Consider the following 17,965-nt stretch of genomic DNA (forward strand, 5'->3'; position numbering starts at 1 on the left):
CCGTGCGAGGTCGTGCATGGCTCGCACCGTGCGAGGCGGTCCGCCCCGTGAGAGGTCGTGCACTCGGTGCGGGCCCATGTCCTCGCACGGGGTGGACAACCTCGCACCGGCGGTCGGCCGCGGCGCAGACGGGGGCGTCTCGCGCAGACAGGGGTGTTCGGTGCAGACAGGGGCGTTCCGCGCAGACAGGGGCGTTCCGCGCAGACAGGGGCGTTTCGTGCGGACGGGGGCGTCACGGGCGGGGTCAGCGCGGGACGGTGCTCGCGATGTGGGCGATCAGGCGTTCGAGCGGCCCTCGCCCGAGGAACCGCTGCCACAGCATCGCGAACACCGCCGCACCGACGGCGAACCACCACCACGTGGCGAGGCCTCGCGGCAGTCCGGGCACCGCGGCGATCACGACGAGGTGCAGCGCGTAGATCGACAGCGGCATCGAGCCGATCGCGACGAGCGGGAACGCGATGCGCTGGACGATCCTCGCGCGCCCGTCGACGAGGAGCGAGCACAGCCCGATGACCGCGAGCGCCACCCCGACGGTGCCCACGACGTCGACGATCGAGGACGAGTGGTCGCGCGGCGAGAGGAACACCTGCACCACGGCCTGTCCCGCGGTCGAACCCCGGGGCACGTACGGCACCCCCGGGAAGGCGTTCCCCGCGTCGGCCGAGATCGGCGCGGACACCACGCCGACGACGTAGGCGGTGGTGGCGACCACGACGCCGGACGCGAGGAGCGCGACCTGGGTGCTGCGAGCCTCCAGGCCGCTCCGGGCGACGCCGAGACCGACCAGGACGTAGGTCAGGAAGGTGACCACGGGGTAGACCAGGCCGAGCTCCTGCTCGAAGGAGCTGGTGCCGGCGAACAGGGGCGCGATCGCGACCGCGAACGGCGCGGACAGCAGCGCGCACGCCCCCGCGGCGGAGAACACGGCCCACCGGGGCCAGCGGAGCGCGGGCAGGACGAGCAGGAAGAGCACGCCGTAGGTGGGGAGGATGACGTAGACCGGCGTGCCGAGCAGCATCAGCGCCACACCGATCATGACGATCAGGACGGCGCGGATCCCGAGGCGTGCCCGGACGCGACCGATCTCCGGCGGCCCGGGCGGGCTCGTGCGGCCGCTGACCAGGCCGACCGAGACGCCCGCGAGGACGGCGAACAACGACGACGACCGGCCGTTCACGACGGCGGACCAGGACGACGGGTCCGACCAGTCGAGGTGGTCGGTGATGCCTCCGACGTGCGCGGCCATCATGCCGAGCAACGCGACCGCGCGGGCCACGTCGACCCCGGACAAGCGAGCGCCCCGCACCCGGGTGACCGGGGCGGGGCGCACGGCGGTCATTCGTCAGACCTGGTCGATGCTCGGTGCGTCGATGCTCGGTGCGTCGAGGTTCGGGGCAACGATGCTCGGCGCGTCGATGCGACCGAGCGAGGCGTCGACCATCTCCTCGCGCGGGACGACCTTGACCCGGGCGCGGCCATGGGGCGCACCGAGGGCGATCTCGTGCTCGTCCAGGCGGTGCCAGCCGTCGAGGTCCGTGTACTCGACCCCGCGCTCGCGGAGCAGTGCCGGCACGGCCTCGTCGGAGGGGTCCTCCGGCGTCCACCACTGGGCCTGGTCGTTGACGACGTGCTGGACGGTCTCCATCGCGTCGGACTTGGTGTGACCGATGAGGCCGACCGGTCCGCGCTTGATCCACCCCGTCGCGTAGACGCCCGGCATCTGCTGGTTGTCGTCGTCGAGGACCTGGCCCTCGTGGTTCGGGATGACGCCGCGACGCTCATCGAAGGGCAGCCCCGGCAGCGGCGACCCGAAGTAGCCGACGGCGCGGTAGGCGGCCTGGATGGGGATCTCGCGGATCTCGCCGGTACCCTCGACACCGCCCTGCCCGTTCGGACGCGTGCGCTCGTACCGGATCGCGGCGACGCGGCCCTGGTCGTCGCCGACGAACTCGAGCGGCTTCGCGTAGAAGTGCAGGTGCAGGCGGCGGCTGGCGGTGCCGACCTCGCGCTTGCGCCACTGCTGCAGCACGCGGTCGATGACCATGACCTGCTTGTTCGTCTGGATCGCCGTGAGCGAGGCCTCGTCGTGGTCGAAGTCCTCGTCGTACACGACGACGTCGACGTCCGGGACCTCACCGAGCTCGCGGAGCTCGAGCGGGGTGAACTTCACCTGTGCCGGGCCGCGGCGGCCGAAGACGTGGACGTCGGTGACCGGGGAGGCCTTGAGCCCCTGGTAGACGTTGTCCGGCACCTCGGTCGGCAGCAGGTCGTCGGCGTGCTTGGCGAGGATGCGGGAGACGTCGAGCGCGACGTTGCCGTTGCCGATGACCGCGACGCTCTCGGCGGTGAGGGGCCAGGTGCGCGGCACGTCGGGGTGCCCGTCGAACCAGCTGACGAACTCCGCCGCGCCGTAGGAGCCCTCGAGCTCGACACCCGGGACGTCGAGGTCGGCGTCCTTCACCGCACCCGTCGAGAAGACGACCGCGTTGTAGTGCTTCTTGAGGTCGTCGAGGGTGATGTCCTTGCCGTACTCGACGTTGCCGAAGATGCGGATGTGCCCGCTGTCGAGCACGTCGCGGAGCGCGTTGATGATGCCCTTGATGCGGGGGTGGTCCGGCGCGACGCCGTAGCGGACCAGACCGTACGGCGCCGGGAGCTGCTCGAAGAGGTCGATCGACACGTCGTACGCGTGTGCTTCCCGCAGGAGGATGTCCGCGGCGTAGATGCCGGCGGGACCGGCGCCGACGATGGCGAGGCGGAGGGTGGGCACGTGGGTCTCCAGTTCGTTCGAGCGGTGTGCTCCGGGGACGGGCGGTGTCGCCGTCGTCCGTGTGGCGGTGGTGCCGACGGTCAGCGGCTGCGGTCCACGACGGACTCCGCGAAGCGGGTGAGGGCCCGCTTGACCACGCCGTCGGGCAGGGGTTCGAGGGCGACGACGGCCTCGCCGGCCCACTGCGCCGCGAGCGCACGGGTCGCGGCGGTGGCCTCGTGGTCGCGCAGGGCCGCGACGGCGGAGAGGTAGGCGTCGGTGGTGACGGCGTCGTCGGGAGCGCCGGTGACGTCCCGTTCGATGCGCTCCACCAGGGCTGCTGCGCCGGGTTCGGTCGCCGCACGACGACGGAGCTGGAGCAGCGGCAGGGTGTCGACACCGGCGCGCAGGTCGTTGCCGGCGATCTTCCCGGTCTTGTCCTTCGCCGGGGCGAGGTCGATGACGTCGTCGACGAGCTGGAAGGCGACGCCGACCTTCTCGCCGAAGGTGCCGACGGCCTCGAGGTAGGCGCGGTCCGCCCCGGAGAAGAGCACCCCGGCGCGCGCGGCGGTCGCGATGAGGGAGCCCGTCTTGTCGCTGAGCACCTGGATGTAGTGCTCGACCGGGTCGTCCTCGGGCTGCGGGCCCGTCGTCTCGTGCAGCTGCCCCATGCAGAGGCGCTGGAAGGTCTCGGCCTGCATCCGGATGCCCTCGGGCCCGAGGTCGGCGGTGATCAGGCTGGCGCGGGCGAAGAGCAGGTCCCCGGTGAGGATCGCGACGTTGTTGCCGTACGTCACGTGCGCGGCCGGGACCCCTCGGCGCACGGGCGCTTCGTCCATGACGTCGTCGTGGTAGAGCGAGGCCAGGTGAGTCGTCTCGACGCTCACCGCGGCCTTGACGACGTGGTCGGTCACGCCGTTGCCGAGCTGCGCGATGAGCAGGGTCAGCGTCGGGCGGATCCGCTTGCCACCCGCGGAGAGCAGGTACCGGCTCGTCGTGTCGGCCAGGGTGTCAGCGGAGCGCATGGCGTCCTCGAGCCCCTGCTCGACGAGTTCGAGTCCGTCGTCCACGGCGCTGATGAACCGGCGCTCAGTGGGGCTGGCGAACAACCGCTCGCCGATGCCGAGCGACGCTCGGAGACTCGGTGCGCGGCGTGCGACCGGGACGCTCGGGTTCAAGTGGTGCTCCGTGTTCGGGGGAAGTCCGTGTGCGGGGGGAGGGACCGGTCAGCTGTCGGCCGAGTCGGCACCGGGCCGATCGGCGGTCGGGTCGACCGTCGGCTGCTCGCCGGTGGCGTGGTGGTCGCGGCGCGCCTTGGCCCGGCGTGCCGCCGACTCGCGGACGGTACCGGCGACGGGCTTGCGGCCGCGGTGCAGCGCGACGATGCCGGCGGTCAGGTTGCGGTGGGCGACCACGGTGAAGCCGACGCCGCGCAGCCACTGGCTGAGCACCTGCTGCTCGGGCCAGGCCTCGATGGACTCGGCCAGGTAGCGGTAGGCGGCGGGGTTGCTGCTCGAGACGCGGGCGATCCCCGGGAGGACGCGCTTGAGGTACGAGAAGTACCCGAACCGCAGGGCGGCGAGCGGCGGCGTGGAGAACTCGCAGATGACGACGCGGCCGCCGGGCTTGAGCACCCGGAGCATCTCGCCGAGGGCCTGCATCGGGTCGTTCACGTTGCGGAGGCCGAACGAGATCGTGACGGCGTCGAAGGTGTCGTCCTCGAAGGGCAGGTGCTCCGCGTCGCCCTCGACGAACGTGATCTCGGGGTGGCGCTGCCGACCGACGGCGATCATGCCCGCGGAGAGGTCGAGTGCGGTGACCTCGGCACCCTTCTTGGCGAGCACGGCGGCGCTCGTCCCGGTGCCCGCGGCGATGTCGAGGACGCGCTCGCCCGGCTGGGGGTCGACGGCGCGTACGGTCGCGACCCGCCACAGCGGGGCGTTGCCGGCGGAGAGGATGTCGTTCGTCAGGTCGTACTTCTCCGCGACGTCGTCGAACATGGCCGCCACTTCGTCCGGCCGCTTCTGCATGTCCGCTCTGCTCACGGTCCAATCCTAGAGGGCGGTGCCGTGCGTTCCCGGGACGTGCGGCGAGTCGGTGCGACCGACCTCGCCTGGCCGTCACCGACACCGGCCGGGCACCGACCACACTCCGAGGACGCGTCAGCCACGCACCGCCGCCGCGACGGTCCGGGGGCCGCCCGGCGCGTACGATCAGAGCGTGTCCCGATCCGCCACGGCGGCCCCGCCGCTCACGGTCTCGACCCGGATCCTCGACGACCCGGGCGCCGTGCTCCGCCACACGCTCCCCGACCAGCCGCTCGCGTTCGTGCGCAACGGGGACGGCATCGTCGGCATCGGTGAGGCCGTCCGGTACGAGTTCTCCGGTCCCGAGCGGATGCGTGACGCCGCCCGTGTCTGGCGTTCGATCGTCGCGACCGCGCAGGTGGACGACCCGGTGCAGCTCCGCGGCTCCGGGCTCGTCGCGTTCGGCTCGTTCGCGTTCGCCGACGACTCCGCCGCCACGAGCGTGCTCATCGTCCCGCGGGTCGTCGTCGGACGTCGGCGCGGCAAGGCCTGGCTGACCGCGGTCGACACCACCGTCGACCCGGAGCCGCTCGCCTTCACCAGGACGTCCGTCCCGGTCCCCCAGGTGGGCGGGCACCTCTCCGTCGCCCTCGGCCCCGGCCGCATCGACGAGGACGCCTACGCCGCGTCGGTCGCCGAGGCCGTCCGCCGCATCACCGCCGGCGACGCCCGCAAGGTCGTCCTGGCACGCGACCTCGTGGGGACGCTGCCCGCCGGGGCCGATCGGCGTGCGCTCCTGCTCGACCTCGCCGCGACCTACCCCCAGTGCGTGACGTTCGCCGTCGACGGGCTCGTCGGGGCGACACCGGAGACGCTCGCCCGCACCGACGGCACCCGGCTCACGGCACGGGTGCTCGCCGGCAGCGCCGCGCGAGGCAGCGACCCGCTGTCCGACCGTGCGGCGGCCGAGGCCCTCGCCGGGAGCGCGAAGGACGTCCAGGAGCACACCTTCGCCATCGCGAGCCTGGTCGACGCCCTGCGGCCCCTCGCCACGGACCTCCGCGTGGACCCTGAGCCCTTCCGCCTGCAGCTGCCGAACCTCTGGCACCTCGCGAGCGACGTCCAGGCGACGCTCCCGGTCGGCACCACCTCGCTCGACGTCGCGGACGCCCTGCACCCGACCGCCGCCGTGGCCGGCACCCCGACGGACGTCGCCGTCCGCCTCGTCGCCGAGCTCGAAGGGGGCGACCGCGGCCGCTACGCCGGCCCGGTCGGCTGGTTCGGTGCGTCCGGTGACGGCGAGTGGATGCTCGCGCTCCGCAGCGCCCAAATCGACGAGGACGGCACCGTCACCGCGTGGGCGGGCGCGGGCATCGTCGCCGGGTCCGACCCGGCGCGCGAGGTCGCCGAGACCGCGCTGAAGTTCCGCCCGATCCGCGACGCGCTCGCGTAGCGGGCGGGGCGGGGCGGCGGCAGCAGCGGCAGCAGCCTCGCACCGTGCGCGGTCCCCCGGCTGGTGCGAGCGTGGTCACCCCGTGCGGGCCGACAGGCGCGCACCGGGTGGCCGACCTCGCACCACGCGCGCAGGCACGCGCTGACCTGCGCTCCACCGGCCGGGAGGCTCGGTGCCGGTCCGGCACCGAGCCTCCCGTCCGCAGCGGCAGCAGCCGCCTCGCACCGTGCGCGGTCCCCCGGCTGGTGCGAGATCGGTCACCCCGTGCGGGCCGACGGGCGCGCACCGGGTGGCCAACCTCGCACCGCGCGCGTCAGTCGGCCAGCGGGACCTCGATGACGACGCGCTCGGCGGGGTCGGTCAGGACGCGCTCGAGGTCGCCCCACGTCGCGGCCCGGCGGTACTCCCACCCGAGCCCGGTCACGACACGCTCGACGTCGACGTGCTGCGGCGTGGTCATCATGCGTGCCATGTCCTCGGGCGGGGTCGTCTCGGCGACCTCGAGCCCGCGGAAGATCGCCCCGCCGTCGTCGTTCCCGACGATGACCTGGACGCGGTGGGTGGGCTCGTGGGTGCCGGTGACGAAGGCACCGACGTCGTGCAGCAGGGTCAGGTCACCGAGCAGGACGCGTGTCGTGCCGACCGCCGCCGAGGTGCGCTCGAGTGCTGCGGCGATCCCGAGCGCGGTCGAGACGGTGCCGTCGATGCCGGCGAGCCCGCGGTTGGCGTGCACGCGGATCTTCTTGCCCAGCACGCGGCCGTCGGCGACCCGGATGATCTGCGACGCGCCGAGCACGAGCCGGTCGTGCGGCCACGTGACGCCCCAGACAGCCTCGGCGAGCATGGCGCGGTCGACGGGGCGGCGGCGCAGCGCGACCTCGTCCTTGAGGAACCGGTTGCGCTCGACGCGGTCCTCGGACCGCTTGGCGCCGAGGTCAGGACCGGCGTCGCCGTCCCCGAGCGCGGTCCGGCTGGCGGCGACCCAGCGCCCGACCCAGGCGCGGTGCGTCGGTGCGGTCCGGCCCGTCACGCGGACGTCGGCGACCAGCCGGGAGGCTCGGCTCGGGTCGAACGGGTCGGCTCCCGCCCCGCGGACGGTCACCACCTCGACGTCGGCGCGCTGCAGGAGCGCGGGGACCTCCCGGGAGAGGGTGGGGTGGCCGAGCACGACGGCACGGTGGACGCGCCCGCCGAAGTCCGGGTCGCGGAGGAGCTCGCGGTAGGCGACGACGAGGTTCCGCCCGAAGCGCGCCCCGCTCGACACCTCGGCCAGCAGCGGCGCACCGAGCTCCCACGCGATCCGTTCGGCGTCCTCGCCGGCCTCGTGCCCGGCGATCACCACGGTGCCGGGGTCGTCGTCGGGCGTGAGCTCGGCGACGGGCAGCCCGGTGTGGACCCGGCGACGGGCGAAGTCGAGGTCGATCGCGTCGTCCGGCACGCCCTCGACGTCGGTCAGCGTCGCCGAGAGGGGCTCACGAAAGGCGACGTCGACCTGCGCCGGACCCGGCTGTCCGGTGTGTCCCGCAGCGGCCGCGACGGTCTGGCGGACGAGTTCGCGCAGCGTCTGGCGGGTGGAGGCGTCGACGCCGTGGGCGGTGGGGGCCTCGACCTCACGGACGAAGGACACCGCGGACGCGAATATCCCCGGCTGCACGGTGGTCTGGTTGCTCCCGATGCCGCGGAGCTCCCCCGGTCGGTCGGCGGACAGGACGATCATCGGCACGCCGGAGTGGTGGGCCTCGAGGACGGCGGGGTGCAGGTTCGCGACCGCGGTGCCCGAGGTCGTCACGATCGCTGCGGGCCGCCCGCTCTCGACGGCGAGCCCGAGTGCGAAGAACCCGGCCGTCCGCTCGTCGAGCCGCACGTGCACGGTGATGCCGCCAGCGCGCTCGAGGGCGACCGCGGCGAGGGCGAGCGCCTGCGACCGGGATCCGGGGCTGACGACCACGTCGGTGACCCCGGCGGATGCGAACTCCTGCAGCATCGCGAGGGCGAAGTCCGACGCCGGGCTGCCGGACGCCGTGCGCCCGTCGGACGCCGTGCCCGCCGCGGGGTCGCCGTCAGCGATCGGCGCGGCCGTCGTCGTCGGTGTCGTGGAACTGGTCTTCGAGATCTCGGAGGGTGACGTCGTCCTGGTCCTTGTCCGTGCGGGGCCGCTCGGGAGCCTGCTCGCCGAGGAAGTCCGGGTCGTCTTCGGGACCACGGTACCGGGCCACGCGCTCCGGAGCGGCGGGCGCACGACCGAGCAGGAACCAGAGGACCGCGCCGAGCACCGGCAGGATGATGATCAGCAGGATCCAGAGTCCGCGTCGCAGCGACCGGATCCGCGGCCGCGGCATCGTCGCGCAGTCGATGACCGCGTAGACCGTGAACGCCACGGCGGCGACGACGACGACGAGCCAGAGACGGACCATGCGGGGAGTCTAGGTCGGGATTCTGTGACCCGACTCATGGTCACGCGTCCGTAGACTTGCCGGGTGAAAGCGTGGCTCGTGTACACCCTCGCCCGGCTCGGCATCTTCGCGGCGGCGCTCGTCGTCCTGTTCGTGGTGGGGCTGCCCTGGTACTGGGCGACCATCGGGGCGGCCCTCATCGGACTGCTCGTGTCCTACATCGCCCTGCCTCGGCTCCGCGACCGCGTGACCACGAGCCTGGCCACTCGACGGGTGCGTCCGGACCACGACGCCGACTCGGACTTCGAGGACGACTTCGTCGACGCCGAGGACACCGACGCCCCCGCGGCGCGGCCCGTGTCGGACGCGGAACGCCACGCGGAGCGTCGGGAGCACCCGACGGCCGACTGAGCGCCGGCCCGGCTGCTCCGTCGCTGCGCTGACTGCGCTGGTTGGCTGGCTCGCTACGGCTGGACGGCCAGGGTGATCGCGAGCACCACGCCGTACGCCAGCGCCGAGAACGACGACAGCTGCAGCGCGGTGATGAGCTCGCGCGGCTTCCTGGACGTGACGCCGATCACCAGCGCCGGCAGGGCGAGCAGCAGCGTGAAGTACGTGAAGCCGGACCGGAAGTACAGCAGCACGAACCAGAGCAGCGCGACGTAGGGCAGCATCAGGAAGACGCCGTACAGCGCGCGGGCCACGGGGCGGCCGAGCAGGACCGCGAGGGTCCGCTTGCCGGCGAGCCGGTCCTCGTCGATGTCGCGGATGTTGTTCACCATGAGCACCGCGCAGGCGAAGAACCCCGCCGCGACGGCAGCCACCCACCCGCTGGCCGTGACCTCGCGGATCTGCACGTACTGCGTGCCGAGCACCGCGACCAGGCCGAAGAAGACGAACACGAAGACCTCGCCGAGGGCGTTGTACCCGTACGGCTTCTTGCCACCGGTGTAGAACCACGCGGCGACGATCGCGGCCGCGCCCACGAGCAGCAGCCACCACAGCTGTGTGAGCACCACGATGACGATCCCGGCGACCGCGGCGAGCCCGAAGAACGTCAGCGCGACGGTGAGCACCGTGCGCGGAGCGGCCAGACCGGCCCCGGTGAGACGTGCGGGGCCGACCCGGAACTCGTCGGTGCCGCGGACGCCGTCCGAGTAGTCGTTGCTGTAGTTGACGCCGATCTGCAGGAAGAGTGCGACGAGCAGCGCCAGGATCGCCAGCGCGAGGTGGCCGTCCTGCCGCAGGTAGGTCCCGAAGTCGCCGGTCGTGCCGCTGTCCACGAAGCCGACGGCGGTGCCGAGGACGACCGGGACGACACCGAGCGTCAGGGTGCGGAGGCGGGCGCCGCCGATCCAGTCGCTCGCGGTCGCGCGTCGCTTCGTCCGTGCCGGTGCCGCGGCCTTCGCCGGGTTGCCGGAGCGGCCCTTCTTCTGGGTCGTGTTCTTCGCTCGTGCCACGACCGCCAAGCGTACCGGCGTCAGGCGTCCGGATCGGCGACGGCGCGGACTGCCCGACGGTCGGGTTTGCCGGACGCGAGCATCGGCACCGCGTCCACGAGGACCACGGCCGCCGGGCGCGCAGCCCGACCGAGGGTGGTCCCGACGTGGTCACGGACCCGCTCGAGGTCGAGGGGAACGGCCGTCACGACGACGGGGACCTCACCCCACTCCCCCGACGAGCGTCGTGTCACGACGGCGCCGTCCTGGCCCGGGAGCTCCCGGACGAGCCGTTCGACGGCCCCGAGCGGGACCTTCTCACCGCCGGAGATCACGACGTCGTCGAGCCGACCGAGCACCCGGACGCGGCCGTCCTCGACCTCGGCGGCGTCGCTCGTGCGGTACCACCGCAGGCCGTCCCGCACGACGAAGGTCGACGCGGTCCGGTCGTCGTCACCGAGGTAGCCCTCGGCGAGCATCGGGCCGGCGAGCTGCAGTTCGCCGTCGACCAGCTCCGTGCGGACGGTCCCGAACGGCACGCCGTCGTAGACGCAGCCGCCGCTCGTCTCACTGGCGCCGTACGTCGTGACCACCCGGACGCCCGCTTCGACGGCCCGTGCCCGGAGCGGCGCCGGGGTGGACTGCCCGCCGACGAGGACCGCGTCGAAGCCGGCGAGTGCCCTCGCGGCACGCTCGTCGTCGAGCACCCGGGCGAGCTGCACCGGGACGAGCGCGGTGTACCGCCGCGGTGCCGCCGGCCCGGTGACGAGCCGCTCGGCCGCCTCCGCGAACGCCGTCGCCGTGAAGTGCCCGGGTGCGACGACGCTGGGTGCCGTGCCCGCGGTGATCGACCGCGTCAGCACGTTGAGGCCGGCGATGTAGTGCGTCGGCAGCGCGAGCACCCAGCCGCCCGGTCCGCCGAGCGCCGCGTCGGCGGCGGCGGCTCCGGCCAGGAGCGCCTCCGAGGACAGCGCCACCCGCTTGCCGGTGCCGGTGGACCCGCTCGTGGTCACGACGAGGGCGACCCGCTGCTGCACGTCTGCCGGTGGCGGTGTCGGCAGCGCCGGGGCGTCCTGGTCGAGGGGCAGCAGTGCGGGGCCGCCGGCGAGTGCCGCCTCCAGGCCGCGCAGCACGGCCAGCGGGTCGGACGCGTCCAGCGCGACCAGTGGCCGGGGCATCAGTAGTGCCAGGGGAAGGACGTCCACTCGGGGGCGCGCTTCTCGAGGAAGGAGTCGCGGCCCTCGACGGCTTCGTCCGTGCCGTACGCCAGGCGGGTGGCCTCACCGGCGAAGACCTGCTGGCCGACCAGCCCGTCGTCGACGGCGTTGAAGGCGTACTTGAGCATCCGGATCGCGGTCGGCGACTTGCCGAGGATGGTCTCGCCCCAGCGGATCGCCTCGCGCTCGAGGTCCGCGTGCGGCACCACCTTGTTGACGGCGCCCATCTCGTACGCGCGCTGGGCGGAGTACTCCTCGGCGAGGAAGAAGACCTCCCGCGCGAGCTTCTGGCCGATCTGCTTGGCGTAGTAGGCGCTGCCGTACCCGCCGTCGAACGAGCCCACGTCCGCGTCGGTCTGCTTGAACTTCCCGTGCTCGGCGCTGGCGATCGTGAGGTCGCAGATCGCGTGCAGGGAGTGCCCGCCGCCTGCCGCCCAGCCCGGCACCACGGCGACGACGACCTTCGGCATCATCCGGATGAGGCGCTGGACCTCGAGGATGTGCAGGCGGCCCATCGAGGCCTGCGCGGCCGCGGGGTCGACGCCCTCCGGCGGTGCGCCCTCGTCGCCGACGTACTGGTAGCCGCTCCGGCCACGGATGCGCTGGTCGCCGCCCGAGCAGAACGCCCAGCCGCCGTCCTTCGGGCTCGGCCCGTTGCCGGTGAGCAGGACGACGCCGACGCGGGGGTCCTGGCGGGCGTCGTCGAGGGCTCGGTACAGCTCGTCGACCGTGCGCGGACGGAACGCGTTGCGGACTTCGGGCCGGTCGAAGGCCACCCGGACGATGCCGTGGTCGACGTGCTTGTGGTAGGTGATGTCCGTGAAGGAGGCGGCCACGGGGGCCTCGGTCCAGACGTCGGGGTCGAACAGGTCGGAGACGGGAGCGGGCATGCCCCCACGGTACTGCCGCTCGCCGGAGGGTCCTGCGGTCTACGAGCTCATGTCGGTCAGGAGCTCCGGGGCCACCATGACGACGAGCACGATGAGGATCACCGGGTTGGCGAAGAACGCCAGGACGACGCCGATCGCGCCGTACCAGCGACCGAGCCCACCGACGGCGGCGATGAACCCGAGGATCGCGGCGATCAGGGTCAGGAACACGACGACGAAGCAGATGCCGAACGCGAAGGTGGTGTCGCCGCCCATGTAGACCGCGAAGGCACTGGCGTCGACCGCGGCGGACACGACCGCGAGGCCGAGGGCGAGCTTGCCGGCCAGGGGGCTCTTGCGCTGACGCCGGGCCGATGCCTGCTGCTGGCGGACGTCGACGGTGTTGTTCCGCATCAGCCGGGCGAACTCGTCGGTCCCCGACGAGGGCGCGGTCCGCGCCGCCGAGGCTCGTGCTGCAGCCCGTGCCTTCGTGGCGGGCGTCCTGGCTGCCGGAGCCTTCGCTGCTCGGGATGACGACGGGCTTCGTGACGACCGCTGATGCGGATCTGGCGTCACGGAGCCTCCTTCTGTCGTCATGGCTGCGGTCGACCGGGGCCGACCGATGCATGCTAATGCCCCGCGCTGGCGGTCCCCTCCGAGGAACCGTGAGGTCCGCTGGGCAGCAGTCGAGCGCCGATCGAGGCCCTCCGGACGGCACCGGGAGGCGGCGACGCTGGGAGGATGGGGACGTGGTCCCGTCACTTCCTGCTCTCACCGACCTGCTCGCCGACGCGCACGTGGTCGCCCTCCCGATGCGCGTCCGGTTCCGCGGGATCACCGTCCGCGAGGCCCTCGTCCTCCGCGGCCCGGCCGGCTGGACCGAGTTCTCGCCCTTCGTCGAGTACGACGACCAGGAGTCCACCGCCTGGCTGCGCGCTGCGATCGACTTCGGCTGGACGGAGCACGAGGCCGCCGCTGACTCCGTTCCGGTCAACGCCACGGTGCCGGCGATCACACCCTCGGCCGTCGCGGACCTGCTCGCGCGGTACCCCGGCTGCACGACGGCGAAGGTCAAGGTCGCCGAACCCGGCACCACGGTCGAGGACGACGTCGCCCGGGTCGCCGAGGTCCGGCGCGTGATGGGCCCGGACGCCGCGGTGCGCATCGACGCGAACGGGCTGTGGAGCGTGGACGAGGCCGTCGTCGCGCTGGAACGGCTGGCGCCCTTCGACCTGCAGTACGCCGAACAACCGTGCCGCACGGTCCCCGAACTCGCAGCGCTGCGACGCCGGATCGACGGACTCGGCGTGCAGATCGCTGCGGACGAGAGCGTGCGCAGGGCCTCGGACCCGCTCGCCGTCGCCCGGGCCGGAGCCGCCGACGTCCTCGTCGTCAAGGCGCAGCCACTCGGCGGCATCACCGCGGCGCAGGCCGTCATCGCCGAGGCCGGCCTGCCCTGCGTGGTGTCCAGCGCGCTCGACACGTCGGTCGGGCTCGGGATGGGGGCGTTCCTCGCCGCGTCGGCGATGTCCCCGGGCTACGCCGCGGGGCTCGGGACCGGTGTGATGTTCGAGGGCGACGTCACCGCTGCGCCGCTCCTGCCCGCAGCCGGGAGGATCGCCGTCCGTCGCGTCGACGTCTCACCCGAGCTCGTGGCCCGGTTCGGAGCCGCGCCCGAGCGGGCGGCGTGGTGGCGGGGCCGGTTGGAGCGCGTGCACGCGCTGCTCGCCGGCGCGTAGCGCGGGCGCCGGCGCGTAGCGCGGGCGGCGGCGCGTAGCGCGCCCGGCGCATGCACCCGCCCCATCCCCGGTGAGATCGCACTTCGTGTCGCCTCCGGCGACGCTGAGGTGACACGAAGTGCGATCTCACGGGACGGGACGGGACGGGACGGGACAGCGTGTGCGGTGCGCGCTGCGCGCGCTCCGGCTCCCGACCGTCGAACTCGCGAGCGGTCACGACACCCCGCTCAGGTCCGTCGAGCGGTCTCCGACCGTCGGTCCAGCGCCAGCGGACCGACGATCGGCGGCCGGTCGGCCTCCGACTGACGGGGTGTCGCGACCGTTGGGCGCGGGCCGGGGCGTCCGGGCCGCCGGCCAACGCGCATCGCGCGGTGCACCGGGCGCAGCGCCCGCAGCGCCCGCAGCGCCCGCAGCGCGCAGCGCCCGGTGAGATCGCACTTCGTGTCGCCTCCGGCGACCGGGAGCCGACACGGAGTGCGATCTCAGCACGCGCCAACGCCGGACGCCGACACGGAGACCGAACCAGACCCCGGACGCGCCGGAGGCCCGGTGCGAGGCGGACCTGCACCGGGCCTCCTGGGAGGACGCGTCAGCGGCGACTCACAGACCGGAGTAGCTGTGCAGCCCCTTGAAGAACACGTTGACGACCGAGAAGTTGAACATCACGGCACCGAAGCCGATGAGCGCCAGCCACGACGACCGCGCACCCCGCCAGCCGCGGGTCGCACGGGCGTGGATGTAGCCCGCGTAGATGACCCAGATGATGAACGTCCAGACTTCCTTCGTGTCCCAGCCCCAGTAGCGACCCCAGGCACGCTCGGCCCAGATGGCACCGGCGATGAGCGTGAAGGTCCACAGCACGAAGCCGACGAGCAGGACGCGGTAGGTCAGGACCTCGAGCCGGTCGGCGTCGGGCAGCGTCTCCATGAAGCGGAGCTTCTTCGCCGCTCCGCTGTGGCCGAGCCGGTAGGTCTGGACGAGCTGCGAGACCGCGAGCCCCGCACCGAGCGCGAAGAACCCGGTGCCGGAGATCGCGACGAACACGTGCAGGACGAGCCAGTACGACTGCAGGGCGGGCTGCAGCGGGACGACGGGGACGTAGTAGTTCACCGTCGCGATGCCGAGCAGGATGATCGTCAGGCCGGTGATGAAGACGCCGAGGAACTTCAGGTTCTGCCAGAGCTGCACGAGCAGGAAGATCGCGATGATCAGCGCCGTGCCCGTGAGGGAGAACTCGAACATGTTGCCCCACGGCACACGGTCGGCCGCGATGCCCCGGAGGACGTCCGCCCCGACGTGCAGCACGAGCGCGAGGATCGTCATCGCCATGCCGACCCGCTCGAACCGCGAGCCGCCGCCACGACCGGAGCCGGACTTCACGGGGGCTTCGACGCGCTCGAGCACGACGGTGCCGCCCTGCACGGTGGCGACGGTCTTGGCCTGCCGCTTCGACGCGGTCGCAGCGACGTCCGCGCCGCGGTCGGCGCCCTCGGCGACGCGGACGTCACCGGAGCGTTTGGCCATGTCCAGCGCGAACGAGATGAACGCGATCACGTAGACGGCCATCGCCGAGTACGTGAGGACGACCGAGTAGGTCGCGAGGTTCGCAGTCATGTCATTCACGAGGGCATCCTAACTCCGAGGTCCGACAAGTGCCGGTTGGCGATCTCGGCGACGGCGCGCTCGAGGTTGGGGTCCTCGCCGCGGGCCAGGCCCGCGTACTCGAGGTCGTACTCGCCCTGGTCGGAACCGTTCCGGGGCACCGCCTTGACCCACACGCGACGGCGCGGGACGAACAGCGAGGTCAGCAGCCCGAGGACGCTGAGGATCGCGAACCCGCCGACCCACAGCTGCGAGGGGTCGTGGTGGACGTCGAGCGACACGTAGCGCTTGACGCCGTCGAACGTGATCGAGCCGGCACCGTCGGGCAGGGTCTTGGACTGCCCGGGCTTGAGCTGGACGCTGGCTGCGTCGGCCTTCGTCCCGGCGATCTGCTTCAGGCCCTTGGTGTCGAGCTGGTAGACACTGCGCGGCACGCCGTCGTCCAGGCCGAGGTCACCCGTGTAGACCTGCAGGCTCAGCACCGGGTTCTCCGTGTCCGGGTAGGACGACGAGAACGCTCCGGAGGCCTGCTTGACGGCCGTCGGGTAGAAGAACCCGACCATGCCGAGCTGCGTCGGGGCGGCGTCCGGCACCTTGATGACGCCGGTCGAGGTGTAGTTGGCGTCAGCCGGCAGGAACGGCACGACGTCCTTGAGTGCGACGTTGCCGTCGCCGTCGCGCACGGTGACCTGCATCGCGTAGCCGTTGCCGAGGAGGTAGACGTTGGTGCCGCCGATCGACAGCGGGTCGTTCACGCCGAGGCGGGTCGTCTTCGGGGTGCCGCCCTTCTCCCGGCTCGTCACGGTCGCCGAGTAGTCCAGCGCCTGCCCGAGGGCGTTGAGGTTGTGCTCCTCGTACTTGGTCACGAACTTGTCGAGCGTCAGGTTGTAGCCCTTGAGGTCGGTCTGCTGGAACCAGCGACCGGGGTTGAACGAGTCGTAGGACCCGAGGACGTTCGAGAACGTCTGGCCCTCCACCAGCAGGCGCTGTCCGGTGTACCCGAACCCGCCGCCGATGCCGACGGCCACCAGGACCCCGACCAGCGCCGCGTGGAACACCAGGTTGCCGGTCTCGCGGAGGTAGCCGCGCTCCGCGCTCACCGAGTCGCCGAAGCGCTCGACCCGGTACCCGGAGCGCTTCAGGATCGCGGTGGCGCGCGAGATCGCGTGGTCGACCGACGGGAGGCTCGTGGCCGCGTCCGGCTCGCTGCCACCGTCCGTCAGGGTGTCGCGCTGCACGGCCGCGCTGCGGAAGCCGGCGAGTCGCGTCAGACGCGCCGGGGTCCTCGGGGGACGCGTCCGGAGGGCCTGCCAGTGGTGCCGCGTGCGGGGGATGATGCAGCCGATGAGGGAGACGAAGAGCAGCAGGTAGATCGCCGAGAACCACACGGAGGTGTAGGTGTCGAAGACCTGGAGCTTGTCGAGGATCGGGTACAGCGTGGTGTGGTCGGCCTTGTACTGCACGACACCGTTCGGGTCCGCGGTGCGCTGCGGCACGAGCGAGCCCGGGATCGCCGCGAGGGCGAGCATCATCAGCAGGAACAGCGCCGTGCGCATGCTCGTGAGCTGGCGCCAGAAGTACCGGACGTAGCCGAGCACGCCGAGCTTCGGCTGGTTCACGCCGTCGGACGCCGCCTGTGCGGTGCCGTCGACGTGGTCAGACGGCCGCTGCGGGTCGGAGGCGACGTCTGCGCCGGACTCGTCGGTGCCCGTGACGTCGTTCGTGGGGTCAGACCGCGGGGACAAAGCTCTGGATCACCGCCCCGGCACTCGACATGACGGCCGACCAGATGCCGGTGACCATGAGCAGGCCGATGACGATCAGGATGGATCCTCCGATGATGTTGACGGTGCGCATGTGGCGCTTCACGGCGCGGATCGCTCCGGCTGCCCACCCGGCGCCGAGGGCGACGAGCAGGAACGGGATGCCGAGCCCGAGGCAGTAGGCGATGCCGAGCCACATGCCCTGCCAGGCGCTGCCCGACTGCACGCTGAGCAGGTTGATGGCGGCGAGCGTCGGGCCGAGGCAGGGGGTCCAGCCCAGGCCGAACACGATGCCGAGCAGCGGAGCGCCGACGAGCCCGGTCGCCGGGGTCCACGAGGGCTTCAGCGAGCGCTGCAGGAAGGTGAACCGGCCGATGAACACCAGGCCCATCAGGATCACCACGACGCCGAGGACCTGCGTGATCACGTCGCGCCAGCGCACCAGCCAGAAGCCGAGCGCGCCGAAGACGGTCGTGTAGGCCACGAACACCGCGGTGAAGCCGAGCACGAAGAGCAGCACCCCGAGGACGACGCGTCCGCGGCCCCGACGACCGGCGTCCGCGATGCCGCTGACGTACCCGAGGTACCCGGGGACGAGCGGCAGGACGCACGGCGACAGGAACGACACGAGCCCCGCGAGCAGCGCCACCGGGAGGGCGACGAGCATCTGCCCGCTGAGGATCGCGTCGGAGAAGGGGTTGCCGCTCATGG

The 17,965-nt window shown here is 72.6% G+C and carries 16 protein-coding genes; 3 read left to right on the forward strand and 13 right to left on the reverse strand.

All coding sequences use genetic code 11. The features are described 5' to 3' along the window. Positions 1–244: 244 nt before the first annotated feature. The 4 genes from OXR63_RS13015 to OXR63_RS13030 all read right to left on the reverse strand — a co-directional run bounded on the left by OXR63_RS13015 (position 245) and on the right by OXR63_RS13030 (position 4,797). The gene (locus OXR63_RS13015; RefSeq protein WP_267423889.1) at positions 245–1,342 is read right to left on the reverse strand and encodes a heparan-alpha-glucosaminide N-acetyltransferase domain-containing protein; all 1,098 of its coding nucleotides are present in this window, start codon (positions 1,340–1,342) and stop codon (positions 245–247) included. Positions 1,343–1,345: 3 nt separating this feature from the next. Then, on the reverse strand, positions 1,346–2,773 hold the full coding sequence (locus tag OXR63_RS13020) for an FAD-dependent oxidoreductase (RefSeq protein WP_267423891.1): 1,428 nt from the start codon (positions 2,771–2,773) through the stop codon (positions 1,346–1,348). Between the two features lie 80 nt (positions 2,774–2,853). After that, on the reverse strand, positions 2,854–3,930 hold the full coding sequence (locus tag OXR63_RS13025; protein WP_267423893.1) for a polyprenyl synthetase family protein: 1,077 nt from the start codon (positions 3,928–3,930) through the stop codon (positions 2,854–2,856). Between the two features lie 48 nt (positions 3,931–3,978). Then, positions 3,979–4,797: a demethylmenaquinone methyltransferase gene (locus OXR63_RS13030; RefSeq protein WP_267423895.1), complete on the reverse strand. Its 819-nt coding sequence runs from the start codon at positions 4,795–4,797 to the stop codon at positions 3,979–3,981. A gap of 175 nt (positions 4,798–4,972) precedes the next feature. Here OXR63_RS13030 and OXR63_RS13035 point away from each other — a divergent pair, with 175 nt between their 5' ends. After that, positions 4,973–6,232 carry an isochorismate synthase gene (locus OXR63_RS13035; protein WP_267423896.1) on the forward strand — a complete coding sequence of 420 codons (1,260 nt, stop codon included), beginning with the start codon at positions 4,973–4,975 and terminating at the stop codon, positions 6,230–6,232. 313 nt (positions 6,233–6,545) lie between these two features. Here the strand turns inward: OXR63_RS13035 and menD are convergent, their stop codons facing one another. Both menD and OXR63_RS13045 read right to left on the reverse strand, forming a co-directional pair. Next, complete coding sequence (gene menD / locus OXR63_RS13040) at positions 6,546–8,216, reverse strand: 2-succinyl-5-enolpyruvyl-6-hydroxy-3-cyclohexene-1-carboxylic-acid synthase (RefSeq protein ID WP_267423898.1); 1,671 nt, start codon at positions 8,214–8,216, stop codon at positions 6,546–6,548. Between the two features lie 76 nt (positions 8,217–8,292). Then, positions 8,293–8,646, reverse strand: coding sequence for a PLDc N-terminal domain-containing protein (locus tag OXR63_RS13045; RefSeq protein WP_267423899.1), 354 nt, complete (start codon positions 8,644–8,646; stop codon positions 8,293–8,295). A 63-nt stretch (positions 8,647–8,709) separates the two neighbouring features. Here OXR63_RS13045 and OXR63_RS13050 point away from each other — a divergent pair, with 63 nt between their 5' ends. Beyond that, positions 8,710–9,036, forward strand: a complete 327-nt coding sequence (locus OXR63_RS13050; protein WP_267423901.1) for a DUF4229 domain-containing protein — start codon at positions 8,710–8,712, stop codon at positions 9,034–9,036. 53 nt (positions 9,037–9,089) lie between these two features. Here the strand turns inward: OXR63_RS13050 and OXR63_RS13055 are convergent, their stop codons facing one another. Genes OXR63_RS13055 through OXR63_RS13070 form a run of 4 tightly spaced genes read right to left on the reverse strand, consistent with a single transcriptional unit; the run spans position 9,090 to position 12,564 of the window. After that, positions 9,090–10,094 (reverse strand): 1,4-dihydroxy-2-naphthoate polyprenyltransferase, encoded by a 1,005-nt coding sequence (locus OXR63_RS13055; RefSeq protein ID WP_276584780.1) that lies wholly within the window; start codon positions 10,092–10,094, stop codon positions 9,090–9,092. Between the two features lie 11 nt (positions 10,095–10,105). Further along, complete coding sequence (locus OXR63_RS13060) at positions 10,106–11,242, reverse strand: AMP-binding protein (protein WP_267423904.1); 1,137 nt, start codon at positions 11,240–11,242, stop codon at positions 10,106–10,108. Continuing rightward, positions 11,242–12,171: a 1,4-dihydroxy-2-naphthoyl-CoA synthase gene (locus tag OXR63_RS13065; protein ID WP_267423906.1), complete on the reverse strand. Its 930-nt coding sequence runs from the start codon at positions 12,169–12,171 to the stop codon at positions 11,242–11,244. Before OXR63_RS13065 ends, OXR63_RS13060 begins: the two co-directional genes overlap by 1 nt. A 39-nt stretch (positions 12,172–12,210) precedes the next feature. Next, on the reverse strand, positions 12,211–12,564 hold the full coding sequence (locus tag OXR63_RS13070; protein WP_267423908.1) for a hypothetical protein: 354 nt from the start codon (positions 12,562–12,564) through the stop codon (positions 12,211–12,213). A 335-nt stretch (positions 12,565–12,899) separates the two neighbouring features. Between OXR63_RS13070 and OXR63_RS13075 the strand changes: the two genes are divergently transcribed. After that, the gene (locus tag OXR63_RS13075; RefSeq protein WP_267423910.1) at positions 12,900–13,889 is read left to right on the forward strand and encodes an o-succinylbenzoate synthase; all 990 of its coding nucleotides are present in this window, start codon (positions 12,900–12,902) and stop codon (positions 13,887–13,889) included. 600 nt (positions 13,890–14,489) lie between these two features. Here the strand turns inward: OXR63_RS13075 and ccsB are convergent. Genes ccsB through OXR63_RS13090 form a run of 3 tightly spaced genes read right to left on the reverse strand, consistent with a single transcriptional unit; the run spans position 14,490 to position 17,963 of the window. Then, positions 14,490–15,503: a c-type cytochrome biogenesis protein CcsB gene (ccsB, locus tag OXR63_RS13080; RefSeq protein WP_267423980.1), complete on the reverse strand. Its 1,014-nt coding sequence runs from the start codon at positions 15,501–15,503 to the stop codon at positions 14,490–14,492. A 5-nt stretch (positions 15,504–15,508) separates the two neighbouring features. Beyond that, the gene (gene resB, locus OXR63_RS13085; protein WP_267423911.1) at positions 15,509–17,236 is read right to left on the reverse strand and encodes a cytochrome c biogenesis protein ResB; all 1,728 of its coding nucleotides are present in this window, start codon (positions 17,234–17,236) and stop codon (positions 15,509–15,511) included. Next, positions 17,220–17,963 carry a cytochrome c biogenesis CcdA family protein gene (locus OXR63_RS13090; RefSeq protein ID WP_267423912.1) on the reverse strand — a complete coding sequence of 248 codons (744 nt, stop codon included), beginning with the start codon at positions 17,961–17,963 and terminating at the stop codon, positions 17,220–17,222. The genes resB and OXR63_RS13090 overlap by 17 nt, the downstream gene beginning before the upstream one ends. Positions 17,964–17,965: the final 2 nt, after the last annotated feature.

This window comes from Curtobacterium sp. GC_Cur_3 (genome assembly GCF_026544205.1).
Classification (GTDB): Bacteria; Actinomycetota; Actinomycetes; order Actinomycetales; family Microbacteriaceae; genus Curtobacterium.

Coding starts and splice junctions, on each gene's coding strand:
- OXR63_RS13015 (WP_267423889.1), bottom strand. CDS start 1,342: ATGACCGCCGTGCGCCCCGCCCCGGTCACCCGGGTGCGGGGCGCTCGC.
- menD (WP_267423898.1), bottom strand. CDS start 8,216: ATGCTGCAGGAGTTCGCATCCGCCGGGGTCACCGACGTGGTCGTCAGC.
- OXR63_RS13045 (WP_267423899.1), bottom strand. CDS start 8,646: ATGGTCCGTCTCTGGCTCGTCGTCGTCGTCGCCGCCGTGGCGTTCACG.
- OXR63_RS13060 (WP_267423904.1), bottom strand. CDS start 11,242: ATGCCCCGGCCACTGGTCGCGCTGGACGCGTCCGACCCGCTGGCCGTG.
- OXR63_RS13065 (WP_267423906.1), bottom strand. CDS start 12,171: ATGCCCGCTCCCGTCTCCGACCTGTTCGACCCCGACGTCTGGACCGAG.
- OXR63_RS13070 (WP_267423908.1), bottom strand. CDS start 12,564: ATGCGGAACAACACCGTCGACGTCCGCCAGCAGCAGGCATCGGCCCGG.
- ccsB (WP_267423980.1), bottom strand. CDS start 15,503: ATGACTGCGAACCTCGCGACCTACTCGGTCGTCCTCACGTACTCGGCG.
- OXR63_RS13090 (WP_267423912.1), bottom strand. CDS start 17,963: ATGAGCGGCAACCCCTTCTCCGACGCGATCCTCAGCGGGCAGATGCTC.